Annotated in this window: 21 protein-coding genes; 11 read left to right on the top strand and 10 right to left on the bottom strand. The window is 57.9% G+C overall.

Annotated elements, in window-relative coordinates; all coding sequences use genetic code 11:
• Positions 1 to 26: 26 nt before the first annotated feature.
• The 4 genes from cysT to fucP all read left to right on the top strand — a co-directional run bounded on the left by cysT (position 27) and on the right by fucP (position 4498).
• On the top strand, positions 27 to 884 hold the full coding sequence (cysT, locus tag AVI_RS19055) for a sulfate ABC transporter permease subunit CysT (RefSeq protein WP_012653767.1): 858 nt from the start codon (positions 27 to 29) through the stop codon (positions 882 to 884).
• Positions 871 to 1740 (top strand): sulfate ABC transporter permease subunit CysW, encoded by an 870-nt coding sequence (cysW, locus tag AVI_RS19050; protein ID WP_012653766.1) that lies wholly within the window; start codon positions 871 to 873, stop codon positions 1738 to 1740. Before cysT ends, cysW begins: the two co-directional genes overlap by 14 nt.
• A gap of 14 nt (positions 1741 to 1754) precedes the next feature.
• The gene (locus tag AVI_RS19045) at positions 1755 to 2792 is read left to right on the top strand and encodes a sulfate/molybdate ABC transporter ATP-binding protein (RefSeq protein WP_012653765.1); all 1038 of its coding nucleotides are present in this window, start codon (positions 1755 to 1757) and stop codon (positions 2790 to 2792) included.
• A 431-nt stretch (positions 2793 to 3223) separates the two neighbouring features.
• Positions 3224 to 4498, top strand: a complete 1275-nt coding sequence (gene fucP, locus AVI_RS19040; RefSeq protein ID WP_012653764.1) for an L-fucose:H+ symporter permease — start codon at positions 3224 to 3226, stop codon at positions 4496 to 4498.
• A gap of 60 nt (positions 4499 to 4558) precedes the next feature.
• Here the strand turns inward: fucP and AVI_RS19035 are convergent, their stop codons facing one another.
• Positions 4559 to 4954, bottom strand: a complete 396-nt coding sequence (locus tag AVI_RS19035) for an SgcJ/EcaC family oxidoreductase (RefSeq protein WP_234617674.1) — start codon at positions 4952 to 4954, stop codon at positions 4559 to 4561.
• A 267-nt stretch (positions 4955 to 5221) separates the two neighbouring features.
• Here AVI_RS19035 and AVI_RS19030 point away from each other — a divergent pair, with 267 nt between their 5' ends.
• From AVI_RS19030 to AVI_RS19015, 4 genes are read left to right on the top strand one after another with little or no spacing between them, the layout of a single operon-like run.
• Entirely contained in the window at positions 5222 to 6307 is a 1086-nt protein-coding gene (locus AVI_RS19030) for a sensor histidine kinase (protein ID WP_012653762.1), read from the top strand.
• Positions 6308 to 6313: 6 nt separating this feature from the next.
• On the top strand, positions 6314 to 6964 hold the full coding sequence (locus AVI_RS19025) for a response regulator (RefSeq protein WP_012653761.1): 651 nt from the start codon (positions 6314 to 6316) through the stop codon (positions 6962 to 6964).
• Complete coding sequence (locus AVI_RS19020) at positions 6964 to 9318, top strand: PAS domain S-box protein (RefSeq protein ID WP_012653760.1); 2355 nt, start codon at positions 6964 to 6966, stop codon at positions 9316 to 9318. Before AVI_RS19025 ends, AVI_RS19020 begins: the two co-directional genes overlap by 1 nt.
• Complete coding sequence (locus AVI_RS19015) at positions 9315 to 9791, top strand: response regulator (protein ID WP_012653759.1); 477 nt, start codon at positions 9315 to 9317, stop codon at positions 9789 to 9791. Before AVI_RS19020 ends, AVI_RS19015 begins: the two co-directional genes overlap by 4 nt.
• An 18-nt stretch (positions 9792 to 9809) precedes the next feature.
• Here AVI_RS19015 and AVI_RS19010 read toward each other — a convergent pair whose 3' ends face one another.
• The 9 genes from AVI_RS19010 to AVI_RS18970 all read right to left on the bottom strand — a co-directional run bounded on the left by AVI_RS19010 (position 9810) and on the right by AVI_RS18970 (position 22001).
• Entirely contained in the window at positions 9810 to 11384 is a 1575-nt protein-coding gene (locus AVI_RS19010) for an ABC transporter substrate-binding protein (RefSeq protein WP_012653758.1), read from the bottom strand.
• A 40-nt stretch (positions 11385 to 11424) separates the two neighbouring features.
• Positions 11425 to 12501, bottom strand: a complete 1077-nt coding sequence (locus tag AVI_RS19005; RefSeq protein WP_041698481.1) for a DUF917 domain-containing protein — start codon at positions 12499 to 12501, stop codon at positions 11425 to 11427.
• A gap of 2 nt (positions 12502 to 12503) precedes the next feature.
• Entirely contained in the window at positions 12504 to 13628 is a 1125-nt protein-coding gene (locus tag AVI_RS19000) for a DUF917 domain-containing protein (RefSeq protein ID WP_012653756.1), read from the bottom strand.
• A complete protein-coding gene (locus AVI_RS18995) occupies positions 13625 to 15178 on the bottom strand; it encodes a hydantoinase/oxoprolinase N-terminal domain-containing protein (RefSeq protein WP_012653755.1) in 1554 nt (517 codons plus the stop codon). Before AVI_RS18995 ends, AVI_RS19000 begins: the two co-directional genes overlap by 4 nt.
• A 25-nt stretch (positions 15179 to 15203) precedes the next feature.
• Complete coding sequence (locus AVI_RS18990; protein WP_012653754.1) at positions 15204 to 16871, bottom strand: dipeptide ABC transporter ATP-binding protein; 1668 nt, start codon at positions 16869 to 16871, stop codon at positions 15204 to 15206.
• Positions 16872 to 16873: 2 nt separating this feature from the next.
• A complete protein-coding gene (locus tag AVI_RS18985; protein ID WP_012653753.1) occupies positions 16874 to 17734 on the bottom strand; it encodes an ABC transporter permease in 861 nt (286 codons plus the stop codon).
• Positions 17731 to 18759 (bottom strand): ABC transporter permease, encoded by a 1029-nt coding sequence (locus AVI_RS18980; protein ID WP_012653752.1) that lies wholly within the window; start codon positions 18757 to 18759, stop codon positions 17731 to 17733. Before AVI_RS18980 ends, AVI_RS18985 begins: the two co-directional genes overlap by 4 nt.
• Positions 18760 to 18933: 174 nt before the next feature.
• Positions 18934 to 21249 carry a response regulator transcription factor gene (locus AVI_RS18975; RefSeq protein ID WP_187152398.1) on the bottom strand — a complete coding sequence of 772 codons (2316 nt, stop codon included), beginning with the start codon at positions 21247 to 21249 and terminating at the stop codon, positions 18934 to 18936.
• A 101-nt stretch (positions 21250 to 21350) separates the two neighbouring features.
• Positions 21351 to 22001: a GntR family transcriptional regulator gene (locus tag AVI_RS18970; protein ID WP_012653750.1), complete on the bottom strand. Its 651-nt coding sequence runs from the start codon at positions 21999 to 22001 to the stop codon at positions 21351 to 21353.
• A gap of 167 nt (positions 22002 to 22168) precedes the next feature.
• Here AVI_RS18970 and AVI_RS18965 point away from each other — a divergent pair, with 167 nt between their 5' ends.
• From AVI_RS18965 to AVI_RS18955, 3 genes are all read left to right on the top strand, one after another.
• The gene (locus tag AVI_RS18965) at positions 22169 to 23566 is read left to right on the top strand and encodes a malonyl-CoA decarboxylase (protein WP_012653749.1); all 1398 of its coding nucleotides are present in this window, start codon (positions 22169 to 22171) and stop codon (positions 23564 to 23566) included.
• 96 nt (positions 23567 to 23662) lie between these two features.
• On the top strand, positions 23663 to 25177 hold the full coding sequence (locus AVI_RS18960; protein WP_012653748.1) for a malonate--CoA ligase: 1515 nt from the start codon (positions 23663 to 23665) through the stop codon (positions 25175 to 25177).
• Positions 25178 to 25305: 128 nt separating this feature from the next.
• Positions 25306 to 26652, top strand: a complete 1347-nt coding sequence (locus AVI_RS18955) for an SLC13 family permease (RefSeq protein ID WP_012653747.1) — start codon at positions 25306 to 25308, stop codon at positions 26650 to 26652.
• Positions 26653 to 26679 lie beyond the last annotated feature (27 nt).

Raw genomic sequence — 26679 nt, 5'->3', positions numbered from 1 at the left:
ACTGCTCAGAAAGTAAGAAAATCAGAATGGCCCATAGTCCTGTTCAAGGCAGGTGGCAATTCCGTCAGCCGAGCGTTCTTCCCGGATTCGGGTTGACGTTCGGCTTTACGGTGTTTTACCTCGCCCTCATCGTTCTCATTCCCCTGTCCGGTCTGGTCTGGCGTTCCGCCGAATTGGGCTGGGCGGATTTCTGGCATATCGCGTCCGACCGCAGGACGCTTGGCGCCCTGAAGGTCAGCTTCGGCTCGGCCATCCTGGCGGCTATCCTCAATGTCGTATTCGGCGTGCTGGTCGCCTGGGTGCTGGTGCGCTACAATTTCTGGGGGCGGCGGATCATCGACGCGATGGTCGATCTGCCGTTTGCGCTGCCGACCGCCGTTGCCGGTATCGCCCTTGCCTCGCTCTACGCGCCAAACGGTTGGATCGGCTCGCTTCTTGCGCCGCTTGGCCTGAAAGTCGCCTATACCCAGGCTGGCATCGTCGTTGCCATGGTGTTTATCGGCCTGCCCTTCGTGGTGCGCACCGTGCAACCGGTCATGGAAGAAATCGACCGCGACGTGGAGGAAGCCGCGGCAACGCTGGGTGCCAGCCGCTTTGCAACAATATTCAAAGTGCTGCTGCCGGGTCTGGCACCGGCCATCATGACCGGCTTTGCCCTTGCACTGGCGCGCGGGGTCGGGGAATATGGATCGGTGATCTTCGTGGCCGGCAATGTCCCCTATGTCTCGGAAATCGCACCACTTCTCATCGTCATCCGGCTGGAGGAGTTCAACTATGCGGGCGCAACCGCCGTCGGTGCGGTAATGCTGGCGATTTCCTTTGCCATGCTTCTGTTGATCAATCTCATTCAGGCCGCAAGCCGGAGAAAATATGGCAATGACTGACCGCCGCTCCCCTACCTTTCATCGAGCGACGACCGAAACCCCCGTCGTCCAATGTCTGCTCATCCTCGTCTCGCTGCTATTCCTATTGCTGTTCCTCATGCTTCCGCTGGTGGCGGTGTTTTCCGAGGCATTCCGCAATGGCGCGAGCGCCTGGCTGGAAGCACTTGTCGAACCAGACGCCCTCTCGGCCATGCGGTTGACGCTGCTGGTTGCAGCGATTGCCGTTCCCGCCAACGTGATCTTCGGCGTTGCTGCTGCATGGGCGATTGCGAAATTCGAATTTCGCGGCAAGGCCTTCCTGATTACCCTGATCGACTTGCCGTTTTCGGTGTCACCGGTCATATCAGGTCTGGTCTATGTGCTGCTGTTCGGCTCCAACAGCCTGCTTGGGCCGTGGTTGCGCACGCATGGCGTCGAGATCCTGTTTGCCGTACCGGGCATCGTGCTGGCGACGATTTTCGTCACCTTCCCTTTCGTGGCGCGCGAACTGATCCCGGTCATGCAGGAACAAGGCACTGGCGATGAAGAGGCCGCGATCAGCCTCGGCGCCAGTGGCTGGCAGACCTTCTGGCGGGTGACGCTGCCCAATATCCGCTGGGGGCTGCTCTATGGCGTGCTGCTCTGCAACGCCCGGGCCATGGGCGAATTCGGCGCGGTCTCGGTTGTATCAGGCCATATCCGGGGCGTAACCAATACCATGCCGCTGCATATCGAAATTCTCTATAACGAATATAACTTCGCCGCCGCCTTCGCGGTCGCTTCACTGCTGGCAGGGCTGGCATTGGTCACACTCGTCCTCAAGACAACCATTGAACTGCGCTATGCCGACCAATTGTCGGCTGCCCGTGGGCATTGATCGGGAATTCGCTCATGGAACTGAATATTCGCAATATCCGCAAGGACTTCAACGCGACCGCCGCCCTCCACGAACTGTCGCTGGACATCCGCTCCGGCGAGTTGATCGCGCTTGTCGGCCCCTCCGGTTCGGGAAAAACCACCTTGCTGCGGCTAATCGCCGGGCTTGAGCGGCCAAGTGCTGGCCAGATTTTCTTCGGCGACGACGATGCGTCGCGCAAGACCGTGCAGGAACGGCAAGTCGGCTTCGTGTTCCAGCACTATGCGCTGTTCAAGCATATGACCGTGCTGGAAAATGTCGGCTTCGGCCTCACCGTTCGACCAAAGTCGTCGCGTCCGCCCAAGGCGGAAATCCGCAAACGCGCCTTGGAACTGCTCGATTTCGTGCAGCTGTCGGGCCTTGAAAAACGCTATCCGGCCCAGCTCTCCGGTGGTCAGCGTCAGCGCGTCGCGTTGGCCCGCGCCATGGCAATCGAGCCAAAGGTGCTGCTGCTGGACGAGCCTTTCGGCGCTCTCGACGCCCAGGTCCGCAAGGATTTGCGGCGCTGGCTGCGGGAAATTCATGATCGCACCGGCCATACCACCGTATTCGTCACCCACGATCAGGAAGAGGCACTGGAACTTGCCGACCGCGTCGTGGTGATGAGCCAGGGCCGCATCGAGCAGGTCGGCACCGCCGACGACGTCTATGACAATCCGGCGGCCCCATTCGTTCATCGCTTCATCGGTGAATCCTCGGCGCTGCCGGTGCGCATCGAATCCGGCGAGATCTGGCTTGATGACCGGCCGACCGGGTTGAAATCCGAAGGCAACGGCAATGCGACGCTGTTCTTCAGGCCGCAGGAAGTCGAGATTGTCGATGGGTGTGGCGGCTGCTTTGCCGGAACGGTGATCAGCAGCCGAAGACTGTCGGGAACCCGCCGTCTGGAACTGGAGCTTGGCGGCGCACGGCATCTGGCGGAAATCGACGTTCCCGTCGATCATCCCGCCGCCACCCGAACCGGGATATCCTTCCGCCCCAAACGCTGGAAAGTCTATCCGGCAAGCGCCTGACCCAGGCGTCACAAGGCACCAGCATCGTGCGGCAAACTGGAAACCGCACGATGCTGGAGGATGTTTACACATCTTCGCCTTGTATAAATTATCAATATCTCAAACACATAGAGAAAACCGGGCCGAAAGGCTCGGTCCCTCAAATTGCACGGGATTACACCCTGCATCTTCTTGCGGTGCCCTATCAGGAGCGATAAGCCAACAGGGCTTACAACTGATCGTCCTCCCAAGCGGACAGTTGTCAGTCGCGGTTGCCCGCAGCCAACACGCCGAAATTACGGTCAGGCTTTTTTGCGGAACAATCACGTTCTCCTCCGCGTTGCGGGCCGGCACTTGCGTATTCAAGCCGCAGCCACGGCCATCGCTCCGCCAGATCGTTAATCCATGCCGCAGTATTCCCGCTGCGCCGCATCAAGAAAAAAGAACCGAAAATGGCAGGAATTCAAACAGGCGCGCCGCAAACCGCGCACGCAGGAGCCAGCCGCTCCTATACCGGTCCGCTGATCGCGCTGACCTCTCTTTTCTTCCTCTGGGGCTTCATCACCTGCCTCAACGATATTCTCATCCCACATCTGAAAAACGTATTTCAGCTGAATTACACGCAGACCATGTTGATCCAGCTGTGCTTCTTCGGCGCTTATTTTATCGTTTCCTTGCCCGCAGGGGCTCTCGTCAAACGCATCAGCTATAAATGGGGTATTGTTACGGGTCTTCTCGTTGCCGCCATCGGTTGCGCTTTGTTCATCCCCGCCGCAAGCCTGCGGGTCTATGGCCTGTTTCTCGGCGCGCTGTTCGTGCTGGCGGCGGGCGTCACTATTCTCCAGGTGGCGGCAAACCCCTATGTCACCGTGCTGGGCGCACCCGAAACGGCATCGAGCCGTCTCACCCTAACCCAGGCCTTCAATTCGCTGGGCACCACCGTCGCGCCGATTTTCGGTGCCTTCCTCATTCTGTCTTCGGCAACGGCTGCCGTTGAAAATGCCACACCGGAGCAGATGGACGCCCTGCGCATGGCGGAAGCCGCAGCGGTCAAATTTCCGTATCTGATGCTGGCTATCGCCTTCCTTGTTCTCGCTGCCATTTTCGCAGCATTGAAATTGCCAGCGGTTGAGGCAGAAGAAGATGCCAAGTCCAGCGATGTGTCCGGCTCCGCCTGGGGCTATCGCCACCTGGTTCTCGGCGCGGTCGGCATTTTTCTTTATGTCGGCGCGGAAGTCAGCATTGGCAGCTTCCTGGTCAATTTCATGGCCGAACCCAGCATTGCCGGGCTGCCTGAACAGACGGCTGCCCATTACGTCTCCTATTTCTGGGGCGGCGCCATGATCGGGCGTTTCATCGGTTCCGCCGTGATGCGCTATATGGATGACGGCAAGGTTCTGGCCTTCAATGCGGTCGCAGCCGGTATTTTGCTGCTGGTCACCGTGCTGACAACAGGCCATGTCGCCATGTGGTGCGTGTTGTCGATTGGCTTCTTCAACTCGATCATGTTCCCGACCATTTTCAGCCTGGCGCTGAAGGGCCTGGGTCGCCATACCAGCCAGGGTTCCGGCATTCTTTGCCTCGCCATTGTCGGCGGCGCTTTGTTGCCCCTGGTACAGGGCGGGCTTGCCGATACGGTCGGCATCCACCTCGCCTTCCTGATGCCGATCCTCTGCTACGTCTATATCGCCTATTATGGCGCTCTCGGTTCCAGAACCGCAGCATAAACAGATGTCATGACATGTCGCCGTGCGTTCCCAGCGCGGCGACATGTCCATAACTTGCCTTTACGACGTGCGTTCCGGCATTGCCGAAGAGTGATGGGAGGAAATCAGCCATTTCCCGCCATCATAGTCATAGGTGAAGGTGTAGCGGGCCGGAACCTTTGTGCCATCCCCCAGGGTGAACGTGTAGACGCCGGTATCGATGGCCGTGTTGCAGCCCAGCTTGATCGTCCGGTTATCGACCACGCCCTGAGGCTTCTTTTTCAGAAAATCGACAAAATACGCGCGACGCTCTTCCTGCGTCAGCCGCGGCTGGTTCGACAGGGTCGCGAGGAGAACTGCATCATCCTCATAATTCGCGACAACTTTCTCCGGATCGAGCGTCGCAAGGGATGCATTCCAACGGTCAAACAATTTTTCCACCTGCTGCTGGGTCACTGGCGCGCATTCCTGTGCCATCGCGGGTGCGGCAAAAGACGATACCGAAAGACCGGCGGTTACACCGAATGCCAAAAGAATTTTCTGCATGAGACAGCTCCTTTATCAAGCCCGAGCCAAGCCCAACGCCGGTCGGTTGCTTAGAAAAGTGGCTATGAAGAAGAGCTGTTACGTCTGCCGCATGGTGTCGAAAGGATATGCCGAATGGCCTATGTAAACCAGCCCCATGATTTCTTATCTCTCCCCTCGGATACCTGAACGCGCCTTGATACAGGAGCATGATGACGAATGACGACGGCGACGGACCCGGAACACCTTGCCTCTCCCATCCAGGAATTGCGGACACTTTACCGGGAGGCGGAAGCCCGGGCCAGCCGGTTACGTCTCATCGTCGAAACACGGGCCAGCCTTGATCAATACCCTCTCCCCCGGGCGATCACTGATATCACCGGATTGATCGGCAGCTTTTGCGGCGGTGCGGCAATTCATTTGCGCGACCCAGCAGATCAACACCAGACGATTGCAGATAACGCCATGGCCAGCAAGGATGGCCGGGTGCTCGTCATCTTCGAGGATCAGGCCATCGCAAGGATGGGCGACGAGGATAAAACCAGCCTTCAGATCGTCGCCGACCTTGTCGCCGCAGCCGTTTTCGCCGATGACAGAGAACAGGAGCGGGAAGCCCTGCTCCTGATGCTTGCCGAGCGCGAAAAACAGCTCGCGCAATTGGTGGCCGCCATTCTCTCCACACAGGAACGGGAGCGCGCCCATATTGCCTATGACCTGCATGATGGCGTGGCCCAGACCCTCGTCAGTTTGCTGCATCACTTGCAGGCATTGGAAGCTGACCCGGGTTTGACGGCGGTCCTCGCGAATAAGGTCGATCAATGCAGCGAGATTGCCCGCCTGGCGATCCAGGATATCCGCCACGCGATTGCCGACTTGCGGCCCGCCGAACTTGATGACCTTGGCCTGCCAGCCGCCATCAGTGCAAAGCTGGACACCGTCGATGAAATCGCCTGTCGGCTGGACAACCGGCTACCGGATGGCCGTCTGCCTCAAGCCATTGAGATCGTTCTTTATCGTGTCGCGCAGGAAGCGATCACCAATGCCAGGAAGCATGCGGGCTGCCAAAACCTGCATGTGCAATTGCGGATCGATGCCGACCATGTCGTGCTTGAGGCGAATGACGATGGCTGCGGCTTTCCCCTTGCCGGAGCGCAAGGTGATGCGACACCGGTCCGTGGCTTCGGGATCGGTCTATCGGCGATGCAAGAGCGACTGTCCCTTGTTAACGGCACGCTGGACATCATCAGCGCCGCCAATCAAGGCACAAGGCTGATCGCCCGGGTTCCTCTTATCGACAAAGGTTGAAAGCCGATGACCAAAGCGCGGATTCTGATTGCCGACGACCACGACTTGGCCCGATCCGGCATTATTTCGGTGCTGTCGGGTGCGCCGGACCTGGAGGTCGTGGCCGAAGCGCGAGATGGCCTGGAAGCAATCACGCTAGCAGCACAGCTTTTGCCTGACATCGCCTTGCTCGATGTCCGGATGACGCCGATGGACGGGTTGACGGCGGCGACAGAAATCCGCCGCGTATCACCATCGACGCGGATCATGATGCTGACGATGCATGACAGCCTCGACTATCTGGAAGCGGCAGTGAAGGCTGGAGCCAGTGGCTACGCGTTGAAGGATGTGCGGCGCGACACATTGTTGCGGATGATCCGGGCCGTTCTGGACGGTCAGGAATTTTTCGATACCGGATTGGTGCGGCGGATGCTGACCCGCGTATCGCGCACATCGCCAGCCGAGGACGCTATTTCTCAGCTGACCACCCGTGAGCGGGAAATTTTACAGGAAGTGGCACGGGGCGCGACCAACAAGGAAATCGCCCGCAGACTGTCCATCGCTCCGGGCACGGTCAAGGTTCATGTCGAGCGCATTATTGCGAAATTGCGGGTGGGCGACCGAACCCAGGCAGCGGTGCTGGCAGCCCAGGCCGGATTGGTCGAAGGAGAGGCATGATGACGGATATCCCGGCAAAGACTGTGGTGTCCGCCCACAGTCGCTTTCGCTTTCTCAACCAGCCTTTGGCCGTCAAAGGCCTGATCGTAATCGCATTGCCTCTGGCCTGTCTTCTCATTGCCCTCGGCTCCGTCTTTCTCGCTGACCGTGAAAGCCGAAAGGCAGAAAATTACGTGCGCGTCACCTTCGCCATTCAACAGGACATTCTGGAGCTGCACGCTTTGCTGGCCGAAGGTGCCTCCGGCGTGCGGGGATATCTTCTCACCCGCGACGAAACCTTCCTGGCCCCCTACAAGAAAGCCGTAACGGAATTGCCGGCGGTGTTTGCCGCCATGCGGCCACTGATCATCGATGCGGAACAACTTGAGCGGCTGAACCGGATGGAGCCTCTGGTTGACAAAAAGCTGAAGGGTCTTGCCTCCCTGATGCAAGGTTCGGTTTCGAATAACCAGATTCCCGAAGCTTTGCGGCAGACATTGATTGCCAACAAGGCCTTTCTGGACGAGTTACGCCTTCAGATTGCCGAAATGCGACTGAGGGAAGACGCGCTTCTGGCGCAACGAACGGCCAAGGCCGATGAAATCCGGGCGCTGTCGCAAAGAATTACCCTATTGGGCGCGATCGCTGGTGTCATCGGATGCATCGGTGCCATCGTCTTGATGTCAAAAGGCATTGTCCGGCGGGTCGATAGGCTGAAACAGGCCGCCAGCCGCCTCGCCCAGGGCCAAAGCCTGAGACTGGCAGAACATGCAACGGACGAAATTGGCGAATTGTCGAGCGCGCTCGAAGAGGCAAGCCGCCTGCTGACGGCGCGCGAAGAGGCCCTGCGGGAAAGCGAGGAACGCTTCCGGCTGCTCGTCGATGGCGTCCATGACTATGGTATTTTCGGGTTGGATGCAGACGGCACTGTGGTGAGCTGGAATGCCGGTGCAGAGCGTATCAAAGGCTATCGTGCAGACGAAATCATCGGTCAGCACTTTTCTCGCTTCTATCCTCTCGAGCATCGAGACACACGGCCGCTTCAGGAAATGGCGCAAGCCGCCGCCTTTGGCCGCGTCGAAGACGAGGGATGGCGGTTGCGCAAGGATGGCAGCCGCTTCTGGGCCAATGTGGTGATGACAGCCCTGCGCGATAAGCAAGGGCAATTGCGGGGCTTTTCCAAGATCACCCGCGATGTGACGGACCGGAAACGAACCGAAGAGGCCCTGTTGACCGCACGGCGTGACGCCGAACGGGCCAGCCAAGCCAAAAGCGAGTTTCTGTCGCGCATGAGCCATGAATTGCGCACGCCGCTGAATTCCGTTCTGGGCTTTGCACAAATCCTCGATATGGACATCGAAGATCGGGACATGCGCGAAAGTCTGGCGCAAATCCTCAGAGCTGGACGGCATCTGCTCAGTCTCATCGATGAAGTTCTCGATATCGCCCGGATCGAGGCGGGCCGCATGGAACTGTTGATCGAGCCGGTCGGATTGGACGATATCGTGACGGAAGCCATTGCCCTTGCGGCTCCCTTGGCCGAACCGAAGCAATTGACGATCAGGGTGGAGATGGAGGCAGCGGGCCAAACTATTGTTGCGGTGGATCGTCGCCGTTTTTTGCAAGTGCTACTGAACCTGCTTTCAAATGCGGTGAAATTCAACAGGGATGGTGGTGAGATCCGATTATCCGCTCAATTACTGACTAACACCATGATCGCAATTGATATTGCCGACACGGGCTGCGGAATTGCGGATGTGGATAGAGACCGGCTCTTCAAGCCGTTCGAGAGGCTCGGTGCCGACCGAAATGCAACGACCGGCACAGGCCTTGGCCTTGCCCTGTCGGTCAATCTGATGCAGGCCATGGATGGCGATCTTTTCTTGACCGAGAGTGACGCGACCGGCTCGGTGTTCTCCATCCATATTCCCGTGTCACACGCCCCTTACGCCGTGGCAGAGGTGGTGAAAACAGACGAGAAACGGGCAGTGGCAAGCGGACCGACAGGCAAAGCCACGGTCCTTTGCATTGAGGACAACCTTGTCAATCTCAACCTGATCGAAAACCTCGTGCGCCGCCGTTTAAAGACCAGGATCATTCCGGCCATGTTGGGTGGTCTCGGCCTGACGCTTGCCTTTGAGCACCGTCCCGATCTTGTTTTGCTCGACGTCGATCTGCCTGACATGAATGGCCTATCGGTGCTTGCCGCCTTGCGTTCAGATCCTCGGACGCAAACCACCCCGGTCGTTGTGATAAGCGCCGATGCCACGGAAAAAACACGCATGCTGGCGATGGAAAAAGGCGCAACGCATTACATGACCAAACCGCTGGACGTACGCCGCCTGATGAAAACCCTGGATGAGGTTCTGACGTGAATTTTCCCTTCGACCTTGCCTCAGAGGCGCAGATACTGATCATTGATGACGAACCCGCCAATATTGCCCTGTTGGAAAGGCTTTTGCGGCGCGAGCGTTTCGACCGGATTGCATCGACCACCGACCCGCGCGAGGCCACCGCTCTTTTTACAAAGCATAAAGCCGATATTATCCTGCTCGATCTTCTGATGCCGCATCTGGATGGTTTTGCCCTGCTTGACCAATTCACGCGGCTGATCGGACCGGATGATTTCATCCCCATCCTTGTGCTGACAGCCGACGTGACAACAGAAACACGCCGCCGCGCCCTCTCACTGGGCGCAAAGGACTTCCTGGTCAAGCCGATCGATACGGTGGAGACGGTTTTGCGTATCGTCAATCTGTTGGAAACGCGCTTTCTGTTCAAGGCGTTGAAGACGGCAACCCTGGAAAATCTGGCTGCCCAGCCCAACGATTTTCCAGGGTTGAAATAGTCTCAAACAGACCCCGGATTATTTGGCCGGGCACGTCCATGTCAGATCGTGGAAATTGTAATCCCAGCTCTGCATTGGCACAAATTTATAGCCCGAGATGCACTTGCTGAAGGCCACCTTCTGCACTTTCGTCAGCAAATTCACGTCCGGTGCCTCATCAGAAATCGCCTGCTGGATCTGCTTGTAGATCGCATTCTGCTTGGCACTGTCGGTGGTGGAGCGGGCCTCATCGATCAATTTATCAACCTCGGCATCCTGCAACCATTCCATGGAGGCCCATGTTCCCGCCGATTTGGAATGATATTGCACGTAGAACACGCTATCTGGCGAGGGATAGGTTGGGCCATAGAACACTTGCGTGGCCGCAGGCGTTGTTTCCGGCTTGGCCGCCAGTTCGGTGATGCGGTTCCAGGGCTCTGGTTTGATGTCCACATCCACGCCGATCTGCGAAAGATTGGATTGCATCAGAAGTGCGATATCCTCTTCAAACGACAGGCCTGCCACATAGGTCAGCGTCAGCTTGATCGGCTTTCCCGCATATTTGGATTGGGCAAGCTCGGCCTTGGCCTTTTCAAGATCAAATTCCGGCGCTTTCAGCGTATCGAGATAGGCATCCTTGAACACCTGCGCCAGCGGCCCCGCCAGCGTGTCACCGGTCATAATCTGTGTCTGGATGGTTTTGTAATCGGTGGCATATTGCAAGGCGCGACGCACATGCACATCGTCTGTCGGCGTGGCTTTGGTGTTGAGTTTCAAATAAAAACCGGTGGCCGTTGGTGTGGTCTGGACCACATAACCGTCGGTTTTGGCCAGAGCATCATAGGTCTCGTTGGCCTGGGTGGTGGAGGAAATGCCCAATTGGCCAGATGTCGCCAGCGCCTTGACGGTTGCCTCGTCATTGGTCTGCACAAAGCGCACTTCATCAATCGGGTTTGTTGGCCAGCCCGCGTAATATTTCTCATAGCGGCTGATGACCATTTCCGAGCCGCGCTGCCAGCTGGACAGCACATAAGCGCCCGCGCCCATGGATTTTTCGCCAACAACATCCTCACCCCAGGGCTGCTTGGAAGCGGCCTTGACGGCATCCTCATTGATGACAAGCAGCAGCGGCGTGGTGGTCAGGAACGGCGCATAGACCTTGTTGAGTGTGATGGTCACGGTGTGAGCATCCACCGCCTTCACATTGTCGGGGTTGATCAGCGTTGCAAACAGATAGGCCGGTCCCTTGTTGATCGCCAGCAAGCGCTGGACGGTATAAACAACATCCTTGGCCTCAACCGGAGAGCCATCCTGAAATGTTGCGTCCTTGCGCAGATGGAAGGTGTAGGTCAGGTTATCGCTGGACACATCCCAGCTCTCGGCCAGTTCCGGGATGATCTTGCCGGTGCTGTCCACGGTGGTCAGGCCATCGTAAAGGTTCACAGCAGCCAGATACTGAGTGTAATCGGTGATCTTGGCCGGATCGATGGTGCCAAACACCTGCGTTACATTCATCACGGTGGAGGTTTTTGCCATGGCCACGTGTGGCGCGACAATGGCGGTTCCCATCGCCAAAACCACAGCAAGGTGCCTTAAAGTCTGTGTTGCGTTCATCTCATTCCCCTTTTTTGACAGTTCGCTGTATTTTAAAAAATCATGCAGAGAGTGGCTTTGCGCTGTCGCCGTAGCCAAAATAGCCCGGCCCCGCGAGCGCCAAGCCTTCTGGCGTATGCCATTGCGGATCGGCGGAGATGCCGGTGAATTCCACCATCAAGCCGTAGCGCATCTGTTCAGTGGTCACAGGCAGGCCCATATCGGCATCAAGGGCGCAAATCAGGTCCGGCGTTGCCCAGACGGTTTCGCCATTTTCGCCCTCAGCCAGCAGAAACTCGTTTTGGAAATGCACAGCAAAGCGCTGGCCTGCAAAGCGATCCACACCGCGCAAGATCAGCTTTCCACGGGCAAAACCACCTGTTGTGGCGCGCTCCACATCCACCACGCGACCGGTAAAGAGATGGGTGCCACCGAGTTTTTCCCGAAGCGCCGCTCCGGCATGGCGAGAGCGGGCACGCTCGGTCAAAATGGTCTCGCCGATGGTGCGAATTTGCGTCATCGTACCGTGCAACAGCGCCTGTTTCATCTGCTTGCCACTCATGGCATAGGCGGCAACCAACGCAGCACCACCCATTTGAATGGTCACGGCGCGGGCCATTTTCTCGGTCCACAAGTTGGAGACCGCTGAAAACAGCGAGGAATTGCCCTTGTCATCGGCCAAGACTAGCGGGCTTGCCGAGATACCATGCAGGGTAAAACTCACCATCTGCAATTCCGGAAAAGCCCGGCCCATGCCATCACCATCCACCAAGGGAAGGCCCGTCACAGCCGCCACCATATAGGGAATGGTGGAGTTCAACCCGCCCGCCTCAACGCAAAGAATGGCTCCGGCCTTGCGGCCCAAAAACTGCTCCAGCTCATGCAGCGCTTTCAGCACTTCCGCACCAGATGGCAGTTTTTCCAGCATCACGGTTGGCGCACCCATCATAAAGACGGAAATGCACAGTGTGTCGTCATCCACTTCGTCTGCGGCAACCACTGTGACGGGCCCATGCTCGCGAAGAGCCGCCTGCGCCATCAACTTGCCAATATAGGGATCGCCGCCGCCGCCCGTGCCGAGATAGGCACCGCCAAGGGCAATGGCCTCCAGATCATGTTCTTGCACCTGATAGGCCATGATCACGATCCTTTCATCGGGGTGTAGACAATGCCATCCAGCCCGAAGGCTTTGGGGCCAACCACATCCAGTGCTTCGCGTGAGCGCAGCAGCCCATGGCACGGCAAGGCAACGATGGCGACGCGCTGGCCATAGCGCAGCATTTCGGTGGTGATGGCTTCGCCGCTATCCACATCCAGCACCAGAATCAGGTCCGGCACGCAGCATTCCATCTCACCGTCGTGGAAGAACACCAGATTTTCATTCTGGATCAGCACCGAGCCGGTTTCGCCATTGTGGGCATCAATGCCGGAAAGCTGCACTTCGCCGCGCACAAAGCCGCCGCGCAAATGGCGCTTCAAATCGCTGATTTTACCGGTGAACAGCTTTTTGCCGTTCTCCTTTTTGCAGATGGCTTCAATTGGGTCATCGTGGTTTTTCTGCGCAAGCCTGACTGCCTGCCCAAGGCTTACGGCTTGCGTGTAGGAATTGGGAATGCCGAATTGCTTGACGAAAGCCCCGGTCATCGGTGCGGACGCCAATGTGGATGCCCCCCCTTGGGCCACCACGCAGGCCCGCGCCATACGCTCGTGCCAAAGCTCGGATACCGCATGCTGAAACAGCACAACATTGCCATGCACATCGCACATGGCCGATGGCGTGGAACTATGGCCGTAGATGGAAAACGTGGTCATCTGCATTTCCGGGAAGGCTCGGCCCATGCCGTCGCAATCAATGACAGGAACACCGGTAAGGGCTGCCACCACCAGCGGCTCCATGGAATTGGACCCACCGATTTCCTCGCAGACAATGGCGTCTATGGTCATATCCAGATGCGCTTCCAGCGCGCGGATGCATCGCAGGCCCTCACGGCCTTCACGCAAGCGCTCAATACCAACGACAGGCGCACCAATGCCGCCCACTGAAACGCAAAGCGCATCATCATGGATTTTCTGGTGTGGCAGAACCGAGAGCGTATAGCCCTCATCCAGCAACTGGCGGGCACGCAGCTTGCCAATATAGGGATTGCCACCGCCGCCTGTGCCCAGAATGCCAGCGCCGATTTCCAATGAGGTCAGATCATCGCGGTCGAAAATCCAGAGGTCTTTCGGGTCAAAATAGTCTTTCGGGGAAATGATCGCGCTCATGCTTGCCCTCCCATCTCACCCACGACTTTCACGTGGATGCGGGTGGCATTGCCGGGCAGATAGGCCAGCGGCACATCTTCACGCTCAATCACCTGAATGGTGGTGGGATCAGCGCCTGCGGCAACGGCGTTTTTCGTGGCTTCCTCTTCGGCCTGCTTCAGGCACAGCTCGCGGGTGAGGCCATTTTCAAGGGCAAAGACCCGGTCTACTTCGCCGGAAATCTGGGCAATGGCAGCGCCCACAGCATTGGCAACCGAGAAATTCTCAGGCCGGATGATCTGAAAATCGCCCAGCTTATCCGGCATCAGGATAGAGCCGCCGCCAACGGCGATGACCGGAATTGGCTCTGGCGAGACCCGGCTGCGCTCAATGGCATTTTCCAGCATCTGATGGATACGGGCAAGCGCTGCCTTGGCAAGCGCGGGTGAGACATCGGCCACCTTGCTCTTATCGCCCACATCGGCATGGCCAGCGGCCACGGCAATATCGGTGGCCGTCAGCGTTGCGCCGCCAAACACTTTGGCCTCAGAGGTGATGCGATAGCCCACCGATTGCGGACCAACGGTAACTGTTTCCGCATCGCCACGCACCAGAGACCCGCCACCCAGACCAATGGAAAACACATCCGGCATACGGAAATTGGTGCGCACGCCGCCGACATCCACCACCGTTGCCGCCTGACGCGGAAAGCCCAGATGCAGCGCGCCGACATCAGACGTCGTGCCGCCAATATCAACCACAATGGCTTCCTGCACGCCGGTGAGGAAGGCCGCACCGCGCATGGAATTGGTGGGGCCGGAGGCAAAGGTCAGAACCGGGAAATCCTTCACCGTCTCAGCCGCCATCAACGTGCCGTCGTTCTGGGTGATATGAAAGGGGCAGGTCAGCCCGGCGCTTTTGAGCGCTTCGCCAAAGGCCCGTACGGTTTTATAGGCCAGTTCCAACAGGCTGGCGTTCATGATCGCCGCACTTTCGCGCTCCAGCAATCCGATGCGGCCAATGTCGGTGGACATCACCACCGGCAGGCCGGGGCAATGCTCCTGCAAAATCGCCTTGGTCCGCTGCTCCATCGCGGCATTGATCGGGCCGAACACGCACGTGACAGCTGCGGCCTTGAGATTGTTGGCGCGGATTTCACCGGCAATACGCTTGATCTCATCTTCATCCAGCGGCGAAATTTCACGGCCATCAAACTCATAGCCGCCGCGCACCATATAGCCATGCTTGCCCACCACGGGCTTCAGGTCTTCCGGCCAGTCTATCGCAGGCGGCAGGCAGGCGGTGGCGGGCAGGCCGAGGCGGATGGCGGCAACCGGGGTCATATGCTTGCGCTCAATCACCGCATTGGTGAAATGGGTGGTGCCGATCATCACATTGGTCACAAGGCTGCGGTCAATGCCTGCGGCTTTGATAGCCCCTTCCATGGCCTCGACCACGCCCGTGGTGACATCCTCCGAGGTTGGAGCCTTGATACCCGACAGAACCTTACCGCCCTGCATGACAACGGCATCCGTATTGGTGCCGCCCACATCTATTCCCAATCGGTACACGTGTGTTTTCCTTTCAACAACGGGTTCACAGTCCGGTGGCGTGCACCAGAAAGCGGCCTCGTTCCTCTTCACTAATGGTGGGTTTCAACGCCTCTTGCGCATCGGTCAGAACCGGAATGGCGGCAATGAGGGCGCGGGTATAGGGATGGCGGGCTGTCGCGAACACTTCGGCAGGTGTACCATGTTCGACGATTTCGCCCTTGTACATGATGACAATGCGCGAGCAGAAATTGCGCATCAAAGACAGATCATGGGAAATGATCACATAGGTCAGGCCGAGCTTTGCGCGCAGGTCCAACAGCAGCTCAATCACGGTTTTCTGCACCGAGACATCCAGCGCCGATGTCGGCTCATCCAGAATGATGATCTGCGGATTGGCTGCCAAGGCGCGGGCAATGGCCACCCGCTGCTTTTGCCCGCCGGAAAGCTCATGCGGATATTTTGACACGAAATTGGCGGGCAGACGCACGAGGTCCAAAAGCTCGGTCATGCGCGCTTTGCGCTGGCCTTTATCAAGGCCCACATGGGCCAGCGGCACAGCCAAAATCTGCTCCACCGTGCGCTTGGGGTTCAGCGATGTGCCGGGATTTTGATAGACGATCTGGCTGAGGCGCAAAGCGCCATCTCTGGGCGTGCCGCGCACAACAATCTCGCCATCGCTGGGCTGCAACAGGTTCATCATCATCCGCGCCAGCGTGGTTTTGCCAGAGCCACTTTCTCCGGCAAGGCCAAAAATTTCGCCCTCATTGACCTGAAGATTGATGTTGTTGACCGCCAGATGGCCGCGCTTTTGGCCAAACAGCGCCCGCTTGGCATAGAGTTTACGCACATTGCTCAGGGTAATGATCGGAGCCTTGTCGCTGACCGGCTGATCCACTACACCTTCGCCATAGAGCGGCGGCACTGCCGCCATCAGCTCACGCGTATAGGCTTGCTGCGGGGCTTGGAAGACGGATTTCAACGGTCCGTGTTCGACAATGCGGCCATGCTGCATCACAATCACCCGGTCAGCCGTCTGGCGCACGACACCGAGATTGTGGGTGATCATCAGCAGCGACAGACCGTCTTCCGACACCAGCCGATTGATCAGCCGCAAGATTTCATCCTGCGTGGTCACATCCAGTGCCGTGCCCGGCTCGTCGGCAATCAACAGATCGGGTTGATGCAAAAGCGCCAGCGCAATCAGCACCCTTTGGCGCATACCGCCCGACAGCTCAAACGGCCAGGCGTTGAACACCCGCTCGACATCGCCCAATTGCACCTTGCGCAACACCTCGAAAATCCGCTGTTTGCGCCCCTTCGGCGTATCATAGATGCCCTGATTGCGATCGGCATAATGCATCACGTCTTCCAGATGCCGACCAATGCGAAACACCGGATTGAAGGAGGACAGCGGGTCCTGCATGATGATGGAAAAGGCAGTGCCTTTCAGCTTGTTGCGTTCACCGGATGGAAGCGTCAACAACTGCCGCCCGCGATAGGCTATCGAGCCCGCCTCCACCTTGGCATTGTTTGGCAACGTGCCAAGAATGGCCTTGGATGTCACGGATTTGCCCGATCCGGTTTCGCCAATCAGCGCAACCCGCTCTCCGGCATCGATGGTGAAAGAGATGTCGTGCAACACCCGGTTCACCCGGCCATAGCCGGAGAAGGCAACGGTCAAATCCTGCACACACAGCAAGGGATCAGCCATGGTCACGCCTCCACATCAAACATGTCGCGCAAGCCATCGCCCAGCAGGTTAAAGCCAAGGGTGGCGTAGAAAATCGCGCCACCGGGGGCCAGCACTTCCCACCATTTTTCCGGCAAAAACTGACGGCCATCGGCCACCATCGAGCCGAGGTCTGGCGTTGGCGGCTTCACCCCAAAACCGAGGAAGGACAGCGTTGCGCCAAACAAGATGACAAAGGCCGCATCCAGCGTGGTCTTCACCGAAATCACGGCAATGCAATTGGGCAGGATTTCCCGAAACAGGATATGGATGGGGCCAGCACCGGCTAGCCGCGCCGCCTCGATAAAATCTTCACCGGCAATGGAGACCGTGACGCGGTAGACAAGCCGCGCATGCCAGGTCCACCATAAAAGCGTAATCGCAATCATGGCGTTGATCAGGTTTGGCTCCAGCACATTGCCAATCGCCAGTGCCATGACCAGTGGTGGTATAGCCAGCATGATATTGGTAAATCCGGTGATCAGCCGCTCGGTCCAACCGCCGAAATAGCCAGCGCACAGGCCCAGTACCGCGCCAATCGGCACCGAAATCCCCAACACGCCAAACACCAGCAGCAATGAGACGCGAAAGCCAAAAATGGTGCGGGTGAACAGATCGCGGCCCACCTTATCGGTTCCAAACCAGTTGGTGAGGTTTGGCGGATTGTGGCGATGGCGAAAATCAACAACAGAGCCGATATGGCTGGGAAACGGCGTGATCAGCGGCGCAAGGATGGCCATGACCACCACCGAAATCACAATCAACGCACCGATCAAGGCGGCAGGATTGCGGGAAAAGCGGTACCAGCTCATGTAACCGGCTGAGAGATCTTGTTCGCTCATCATTGGCCTCCCCGAAAACGCAGGCGCGGATCAATCAGGCTGACAATCAGATCGATGACAAGATTGGCGAGAATGAAAAACAGGCCGGAAATCAGCACCACAGCCATCAGGGCGTTCAGGTCTTTTTGCAGGATGGCGTTGAGACCGTAAGACGCAAAACCACCCCAGCCAAACACCATTTCCACCACAAAGGCATTGCCAATCAGCGAGGCAAATTCCAGCCCCATGATGGTCAGCGGTGCTACAGACGACAACTTGAGCAGGTAGCGAAAGGTCACAACATAATCCGGCACGCCAAAACTGAGCAGTGTTAGAACATGGTCCTTGCGCTGATTTTCAATCATTGCCGAGCGCATGATGCGGGTGATCTGGCCAATGCCTGCCATGGCCAGTGCCAATGCCGGAAAGATCAGATGTTGCAGGGCATCCACAAACACATCGGCGCGGCCATGGATCAAACTATCAACCAACAGAAAGCCGGTTGGCCCGGCGGGGGCGTGAAGATCGAAATTCACCTGCCCCAACAAAGGCCAGCCCGGCAGAAAATTCGCCGCAAACAATTGCAGACCAATGGCAAACAGAAACGACGGCACCGTGACGCCGACCATGGAAAACAGTCGTCCGATATTATCGATCCAGGTGTTTCGGTGACGTGCGGTGATGACGCCAAGGGGAATGGCAATCAGCAGATCGAGAATGACCGTCACCACCACAAGCTCCAGCGTGGCGGGGAGAAATTCAACAACATCCTGAATGACGGGACGATGCGACGACAGCGATTGGCCAAGATCGCCTTGCAGGGCATTCGTGATGTAGCGGCCATATTGCACAAGGACAGGCTGATCGAGTCCCATTTCACGGGCCAGCGCCGTGACCTGTTCCTGCGATGCCGACGGCCCCAGCGCCATGCGGGCCGGATCGCCGGGTACCACGCGGGCCAGCGCAAAAATCATCAAAGACAGCACGAACAGCACCATGACCACGGAAAACACCCGCCTCACGATCTGCTCGACAACATGCAAAATCATCCCGCCATTCCCTCTTTGCGCCATGGTGGCGCGGAAGGACTGGCAAGAGCAATGCGGGTGAAGGATAGGTTTTTACAAAATAAGGATAGGTTTTATGGCGTTTCAAGCCATGATCGGAACCGCTTTGCGGGCGGCGCGCAAGACAAGGAGCTAAAGTATGTCAGCGGGGAACCATTAGCGCACCCAACCCAGCGCCTTCGCCGCCGCAATCGCCTCGTGACGCCGGGAGCAGCCAAGTTTGCGATAGACATTTTTCAGATGAAATTTCACCGTGGGCTCTGAAATGCCGCTGTTGCGGGCAATCAGCTTGTTGGAGGCGCCTTCCGCCAGCATGGTCAGGATTTTCAGCTCCTGCTGGGTCAGCCGGGTCCGGGCCGCCGCAAGACTGCTGTGACGCCCCCTGTCCAGCCGCCGCAGGATGGCCCGCGCCGGGGTGGCCGCCATCACGAATTCAACTATCCGCTTGTCTTGCAGCAGGTGATCGAGAAACAGCCATTCCTCTGAAAGGGCCGTCAGTCCGCCATGGCTTGCGCAGCGTTCAAACACCTGTCGCAGCAGAGTGCGGGCTCTGGAATTTTGCTGCGTTTGCCGCAAGACGAAGGCCAGCCAGAGGGAAACCGCAATTTCTTGCCGGACCAGCAGATGCGGGTTGGTCAGCATCACCTCAAGCTTGCGGTCGAGATGGGGAAAGGCCGGGCGCTCATAGGAGATTTGCCGCAGCCAGCTCAAGGCTAGCGTAATCTCGTCTCGACCCGCCAAGCGGGCCAGAGCCTCCTGCGCGCTTTCAATCCACACCCGATCAAATCCGGCCCGCAACGGCGCAAGAAGCCGGGTCGCATCGCCCCAGCAATTGCCGCTTTGCAGGATCTGCGCCTTACGCACATCCAGCGAGAGACGAAACTGCCGATTCATCGGCTGGTAAACGCTCCAGCCATCGAGAAAGCGAAGAGCGACGCGGGTGGACATGTGGACACTCAAGGCGTGGCTGCCGTAGTAGATGGCGACATCGGCCAGACTTGGCCATAACTCGCCCGCAATCATTGCGGCCATCTCTTCCTGTAAAAAGCCAAGCAGCACCGCTGGCTCGCCGTTTTCATAGGCCATGCAAGCCGTCAGCAGGTCAAGAAAGCGACGATCTCCGGGGCTGTCAAAGCCTGTTTTTGCCAGCATGTCCTCGGCAAGCCGCAGAGACTGGCCCATACGGTTGAAATCGGAGGTCAAAAGGCTGAGTACCGATTGATGCAGCGCTATATAGAAGCACAGAATGGGACAATCCGCCTGCCGATAGGCCTTCATGGCCTTTTCGGCCATGCCATTTGCCTCTTCGTAGCGCCGGAGCCGAAGGAAAAATTCCAGCATGGCGTTATAAAAGGATCCGCGCTGCTCCGGCTCGTCCAGGGATAGCTCGCCACCAATCTCAAACAGCGCTTCCAGCAATCTGTCGGTCGGCGTAACATCCTCATAGATCAGGACCGTGATACGAAACAGCCTGACACGCAGGGAAAGCGCGCTATCGCCCGAGAAAACGGCCAGGACATTGCGCATTTCCACCCCGAAGCGCTGGACCAGAAATTGCATTGCCCATGCCACATCACCGGCTTTGATCATCAGAAAAGCGCGACTGATGGCCAGTTCTTCCGGCAGGTCATCACAGCCCGCCTCAAGACCTGTCACCACACGCAAGAAGGCCTCATGGCCCAGCCGATAATAGAGAAACCAGCCCCCTGCCTTGCAAAACAGGGACAGTGCGTCCTTGCCCTGATTGCATGCCAGCAGCCGCAGGATCACCGCCTCCAGATTTCGCGGGTTGCAGCGTAAAGCCTGCGCCAGAACGCCAGACGGATCAGCAGCCTGAAACGGATCGGCAAGACGTCGGAGCATTTCTTGCTCCAGCGCGCCGGGCAAAGCGCTCTTGATCCTTTGGCAGGCTGCGGTGGCGGGATGGGCAAGCGGCGGCAGACGCATGGCAAGCCAGGACGGCCAATTCTCTCCACAGACCAGAAGCGCCGACATATCAGCATCATCCAGACCAGCCAGACAGTCTTCGGCCAGAAACGTCGAAAGCCGGCTCTGTCCAGCAAGCGCATCCTGACACTCTATCCCCGGCGACAACAGGACCGGCCAGCCGGCACATCTGTCCCAGTCACGTCTGCTCAATCCGCCCTGCGGCAGCAGAAGATCCTCACCATCAAGATCCAGCACCTGACCATAGAGGCGCAGCCGGTCCAGCCCGGGCAAGCTCTCGCCGGGGCGCAGGGCAATGGCATAGCGGTGTCCTTGCTCAAGCCGCGAAAGGTCAGGAGAGATGGGAGGGCGATCATAGACCGTCCATAGGGCGGCATCAGCTCCAAGCGCCGCGATCAATGCCTGAAGAAACCAGGACTTACCGAAGCCTGCGGGCGCAGTCACGACGATGACAGGGCTAATGTCATGGACAATGCGCGCGATCAGATCGCTTCGCCCAATAGGCGCATCGAGTGGTGCGGTCATGGATTTCGCATTATGCTTCGACATCAGCGCTTACAGTCTGCCTAACAGTCTATCCAATAATCGCCGCTGGCCGCATGCAAATTGCAATTATAATACTCTAATCACCGGGCAGCCATGTTGGCAACGAGGTCGCTGAACCTTTCACCCTGAACGGCCACATGCATTCCGAGCAACCGTCTTGTCTCCTCGACATCGCCTCGAAAAAGCGCCTCGACAATCGCCCCATGTTCGGAAAATGACGTCGACAAGCGGTTGCGCACCCGCAATTGCAGCCGCCTATAGGGTCGCAGGCGGCGATGCAGCTGGTTGCACTGCTCCTCCAGAAATTCGCTCCGGCTTGCCGCATAGATCGCCTTGTGAAAGGCTTCGTTGTCATAATAATAGCTATCGCTGTCGCCAGCGCCCGCGGAGATTTCACACCGCTTATGGGCCTCAAGAATGGCCTCTTTGGATTGCTCATCCAGCCGGCGGGCAGCAAGCGAACCGGCCAGACCTTCCAGCTCGGCCATGACCTCGAACATTTGATAGATACGGTGCGGTCCCGGATCGATAACGACGGCCCCACGGCGCGGACGGATCTCGATAAGGCCAATGGCGTTCAGCTGCATCAGCGCTTCGCGCACGGGTGTGCGTGACACACCGAACCGATTGGCCAGCAAGGTCTCATCCAAGCGGAGACCGGGCGCAAATTCATGAGACAAAATCGCATTTTCAATTTCGTCCCGCAGCCAACGCCCCGCGTTTTCAGACATGCATCTGGCCTCCATAATGCAATTTTTCCATTCTTGTATACAAGACTGTTGACACCGTGCACATTGTGGGCCAGCTTACATACCATATTGCGGTGGATATTGAATAGACAATGATAATAAAAGGGGCAGCGCGGGGGGCGCCGTCCTGATGATCGGAGGAATTTTGGATGGCCGGAACCTCTTTTCTCAGTGACCTGCTTTCGGGCGTCACCGAACGCGGTCGCGCGCTGCTGTTTTCGGGATCGAAGGCGCGCGACAGGGTCGTCGATACCGACATCGAAACCCTGTGCGAAATGCTGCTTTCAAGTCGCGGCGAAGCCTCGGGCATGGCAATCGCGGCGGAAATCCTGGATCGCTGGAGCCGTTTCAATGCCGCAGAGGCCGTCCAGTTTCTGCACATGCTGTCTGACCGTTTCGGCGCGGAAGCCGCAGCGCTCGACAAGGCGATAGACGCCTATCGGACCGACAAAAGCCCCATGGCCGTCATCGCGCTGCACAATGCAGCCGAACCGCGCCGGCAGGAACTTTTGCGCCGCCTCAACCTTGCGCCCAACGGCACGCAAAAGCTTGTCCGCATGCGCGAACGCCTGCTGGAGACCAAGGAGGATCGCGCCGATCTTGGCGCTGTCGATACCGATTTCGCCCATCTTTTCAGTTCCTGGTTCAACCGTGGCTTTCTGACGCTGCAACCCATCGACTGGACGACACCGGCGCATATCCTGGAAAAGATCATCAAATATGAGGCCGTACACGAGATTGCCGGGTGGGAAGAATTGCGCCGGCGGCTCGCACCGGCAGATCGGCGCTGCTTTGCCTTTTTCCATCCGCGCCTGCGGGATGACCCGCTCGTTTTCGTGGAAGTCGCGCTGACCCGTTCGATACCGAGCGCCATCGCCGATGTGCTGGACGAAAGCCGGGATCATATCGGCGCCGATACCGCAACGACTGCGGTCTTCTATTCGATTTCCAACTGCCAGGACGGGCTTCGCGGCATTTCCTTCGGAAATTTTCTCATCAAGCAGGTGGTAGAAGACCTGCGGCGGGATCTTCCCGGCCTCAAGGAATTCGTCACGCTCTCGCCAGTTCCGGGTTTCGCCCGCTGGATTTCGAAGATCAGGGACCCGAAATCTGGTTTCCCACTGTCACCAGAAGATCGCAATACGCTGGTCTTGCTGGATGATCCGACATGGCCTGAGGATAAGGCCAGAGCGGACGCAGTAGAGCGGATCTTGCTGCCGCTCGCGGCGCGATATTTTATCACGGAGAGAACGCCGGACAATCGTCCGGTGGATCCCGTTGCCCGTTTCCACCTTGGCAATGGCGCCAGACTGGAGCGGCTTAACTTTCTGGGCGATCGTTCGGTAAAGGCAATGCGCCAGGCGCATGGGCTGATGGTCAACTACCTCTACAAGCTGGAGGATATCGAGACCAATCACGAGGCCCTCGCACAGCGCGGAGAAGTGGCAGCGTCGCCAGCCGTCAAAGCTTTGCAGGGAAAGATTGAGCCCATCCTTCCCGAAAAACCTAAGGACATTAAAAAAGCAGAGAGCCTGTCCGGTTCGTAATGAGCCTGCCAGAGACCTGCATGCTGCTTGGAGCCAGGACGGATTTACGGTCCACGGCACCGACGGCGATCACCATGATCGGAGGAGTAGAGTCATATGAGCAACCATCTTTTTGATGCTATCAAGGCCGCAGCAAGGCCTGATTCACCATTCATTCTGACCAATGGCGGAAGGATCTGGACGTATGACGATGCGATTGCGCTTTCCGGACAGATTGCTGGCGCTATTGCCAAGCTCGGCATTCAGCCCGGCGACCGGATTGCAGTGCAGATCGAGAAAAGCCCGGAAGCGCTGATCCTCTACCTGGCCTGCCTTCGCGCCGGCGCGGTCTACCTGCCGCTGAACACGGCCTATACGCTTGCCGAACTGGATTATTTCATTGGTGATGCCGAGCCGAAGCTGGTGGTTGTCTCCTCCTCCGCGCTGGAGCCGCTGCGCAAGGTTGCCGAGCCCTATGGTGCGCGCGTTGAAACGTTGAACGCGGACGGCTCAGGCTCGCTGATCGATCTTGCCCGCACCGAACCGACCGATTTCGCCAATGTCGCCCGCGCTTCCGACGATCTCGCCGCCATCCTTTATACGTCGGGAACAACCGGTCGCTCCAAGGGCGCGATGCTGACCCATGACAATCTCCTGTCGAATGCCTTGACCCTGCGCGATTTCTGGCGCGTCACAAGCGATGACCGGCTGATCCATGCCCTGCCGATTTTCCATACGCACGGGCTGTTCGTCGCCACCAATGTGACCCTGCTGTCTGGCGCGTCAATGATCCTGTTGCCAAAATTCGATCCTGACGAAGTGCTGTCATTGATGCCGAATGCCACGCTTCTCATGGGCGTTCCAACCTTTTACGTGCGCCTCCTGCAAAGCCAGAAGCTGGACCGGGAGATTACGGCCAATATACGCCTTTTCATCTCCGGTTCTGCGCCACTGCTGGCCGAGACCCATGTCGAATTCGGCAAGCGCACAGGCAAAGCGATCCTTGAGCGCTATGGCATGACCGAAACCAACATGAATACATCCAACCCCTATGACGGAGACCGGGTTCCAGGAACCGTCGGCCTGCCGCTGCCGGGCGTGACTGTTCGCATCACCGATCCCGCAAATGGCACAATTTTGCCAGCGGGTGAAACAGGGTCGATTGAAATCAAGGGGCCCAATGTCTTCAAGGGCTATTGGCGGATGCCTGAAAAGACCGCTGCTGAATTTACCGCCGACGGTTTCTTCATCAGCGGCGATCTCGGCAAGATTGATGAGAACGGCTATGTCCATATTGTTGGACGTGGCAAGGACCTGGTGATCTCAGGCGGATACAATATCTACCCCAAGGAGGTCGAAAGCGAGATCGACCAGCTTGAAGGCGTCGTCGAAAGTGCTGTTATCGGCGTACCCCACCCGGATTTTGGCGAGGGCGTAACCGCCATTGTCATCTGCAAGCCGGGCTTCTCGCTCGATGAGAAGGCAATTCTCAATGCGCTTCAGGATCGGCTTGCCCGCTACAAGCAGCCCAAGCGCATTATTTTCCTGGAAGACCTGCCGCGCAATACGATGGGCAAGGTCCAGAAGAATGTTCTGCGCCAGCAATATGCCGATCTTTACGCGGCAGCCTGATTAAGCCTGGGAGCGCGCTCCAATTGCTCCCAGGTTAAGCCGCGTCATTTGGGAGGGGCGCGTGCAGAGATATCCAATCTGAATATACACACGCTGCCGGCACTCATCACGCCGCAGGGAGGGGACTTATGAACATTGAAATCCTATCTATAGGGCTGTTGGTTGCGATCTTCATCATCGCGACGATCCAGCCAATCAATATGGGTGTTCTGGCCTTTGGCTGCACCTTCGTCCTGGGCTCGCTGATTATCGGCATGAAGCCCGCCGACATTTTTGCGGGTTTTCCCGCCGACCTGTTCCTCACACTGGTAGCCGTCACCTATCTCTTTGCTATCGCTCAGATTAACGGAACCATCGACTGGCTTGTGGAGAAGTCTGTCCGGATGGTTCGCGGGCGTGTCGGGTGGATACCCTGGGTGATGTTCCTCGTTGCTGCGATCATCACCGGATTCGGTGCGCTGGGTCCAGCCGCCGTTGCCATCCTCGCGCCCGTAGCACTCAGCTTTGCCGTTCAATACAGAATCCATCCTGTTTTGATGGGGTTGATGGTCATTCACGGCGCACAGGCCGGTGGCTTCTCGCCGATCAGCATCTATGGCGGCATTACCAACCAGATCGTCGCCAAGGCTGGTCTTCCCTTCGCGCCGACCTCGCTGTTTCTCTCCAGCTTCTTTTTCAACCTGGCGATTGCGGTTCTCATTTTCTTCATTTTCGGCGGCCTTTCCATCCTGAAACAGCGATCCTCTGTTAAAGGCCCCCTGCCCGAACTTCATCCTGAAGGCATCTCGGCCTCTATAAAAGGCCATGGCGGCACGCCTGCAAAGCCGTTCCGCGAACATGCCTATGGTACCGCCGCAGACACCCAGTCAAAGGTGCGGCTGACGACCGAGAAGGTGACGACGCTTATTGGCCTTACCGCGCTTGGCGTCGGAGCCTTGGTCTTCAAGTTCAATGTTGGTCTGGTGGCAATCACCGTTGCGGTGCTGCTGGCTCTGCTTTCGCCCACAACGCAAAAGGCCGCCATCGACAAGGTCAGTTGGTCAACCGTACTGCTGATCTCCGGCATCATCACCTATGTCGGCGTGATGGAGAAAGCTGGCACAATCGATTACGTCGCCCATGGCATCTCCAGCCTTGGCATGCCGCTGCTGGTAGCCTTGCTGCTGTGCTTCACCGGCGCCATCGTCTCGGCCTTCGCTTCATCGACAGCTTTGCTTGGGGCTATTATCCCGCTCGCCGTTCCCTTCCTGCTGCAAGGGCATATCAGCGCTGTCGGCGTGGTTGCGGCCATTGCGATCTCGACGACGATTGTCGATACCAGCCCGTTCTCGACAAATGGAGCCCTGGTCGTCGCCAATGCGCCAGATGACCAACGCGACAAGGTCATGCGGCAGATGCTGATCTACAGCGCACTGATCGCGCTGATCGGACCGGTCATCGCCTGGCTAGTGTTCGTTGTGCCCGGCATTATTTAATTAAAATTCCGGGTGGAACATATCAGC

Origin of the sequence: Allorhizobium ampelinum S4 (genome assembly GCF_000016285.1) — a bacterium.
Lineage (GTDB): Bacteria > Pseudomonadota > Alphaproteobacteria > Rhizobiales > Rhizobiaceae > Allorhizobium > Allorhizobium ampelinum.
This window is presented reverse-complemented; position numbering and strand designations above follow the sequence as displayed.

Bases quoted from the DNA above. Each gene is read 5' to 3' on its own strand.
- cysT (WP_012653767.1), top strand. From the start codon at position 27: ATGGCCCATAGTCCTGTTCAAGGCAGGTGGCAATTCCGTCAGCCGAGC.
- AVI_RS18965 (WP_012653749.1), top strand. From the start codon at position 22,169: ATGGCCGGAACCTCTTTTCTCAGTGACCTGCTTTCGGGCGTCACCGAA.
- AVI_RS19000 (WP_012653756.1), bottom strand. From the start codon at position 13,628: ATGAGCGCGATCATTTCCCCGAAAGACTATTTTGACCCGAAAGACCTC.
- AVI_RS18980 (WP_012653752.1), bottom strand. From the start codon at position 18,759: ATGATTTTGCATGTTGTCGAGCAGATCGTGAGGCGGGTGTTTTCCGTG.
- AVI_RS18975 (WP_187152398.1), bottom strand. From the start codon at position 21,249: ATGACCGCACCACTCGATGCGCCTATTGGGCGAAGCGATCTGATCGCG.
- AVI_RS19025 (WP_012653761.1), top strand. From the start codon at position 6,314: ATGACCAAAGCGCGGATTCTGATTGCCGACGACCACGACTTGGCCCGA.
- AVI_RS19030 (WP_012653762.1), top strand. From the start codon at position 5,222: ATGACGACGGCGACGGACCCGGAACACCTTGCCTCTCCCATCCAGGAA.
- AVI_RS19035 (WP_234617674.1), bottom strand. From the start codon at position 4,954: ATGGCACAGGAATGCGCGCCAGTGACCCAGCAGCAGGTGGAAAAATTG.
- fucP (WP_012653764.1), top strand. From the start codon at position 3,224: ATGGCAGGAATTCAAACAGGCGCGCCGCAAACCGCGCACGCAGGAGCC.
- AVI_RS18955 (WP_012653747.1), top strand. From the start codon at position 25,306: ATGAACATTGAAATCCTATCTATAGGGCTGTTGGTTGCGATCTTCATC.
- AVI_RS18985 (WP_012653753.1), bottom strand. From the start codon at position 17,734: ATGATGAGCGAACAAGATCTCTCAGCCGGTTACATGAGCTGGTACCGC.
- AVI_RS19005 (WP_041698481.1), bottom strand. From the start codon at position 12,501: ATGGCCTATCAGGTGCAAGAACATGATCTGGAGGCCATTGCCCTTGGC.
- AVI_RS18970 (WP_012653750.1), bottom strand. From the start codon at position 22,001: ATGTCTGAAAACGCGGGGCGTTGGCTGCGGGACGAAATTGAAAATGCG.
- AVI_RS19020 (WP_012653760.1), top strand. From the start codon at position 6,964: ATGACGGATATCCCGGCAAAGACTGTGGTGTCCGCCCACAGTCGCTTT.
- AVI_RS19010 (WP_012653758.1), bottom strand. From the start codon at position 11,384: ATGAACGCAACACAGACTTTAAGGCACCTTGCTGTGGTTTTGGCGATG.
- AVI_RS19045 (WP_012653765.1), top strand. From the start codon at position 1,755: ATGGAACTGAATATTCGCAATATCCGCAAGGACTTCAACGCGACCGCC.
- AVI_RS18990 (WP_012653754.1), bottom strand. From the start codon at position 16,871: ATGGCTGATCCCTTGCTGTGTGTGCAGGATTTGACCGTTGCCTTCTCC.
- AVI_RS18960 (WP_012653748.1), top strand. From the start codon at position 23,663: ATGAGCAACCATCTTTTTGATGCTATCAAGGCCGCAGCAAGGCCTGAT.
- cysW (WP_012653766.1), top strand. From the start codon at position 871: ATGGCAATGACTGACCGCCGCTCCCCTACCTTTCATCGAGCGACGACC.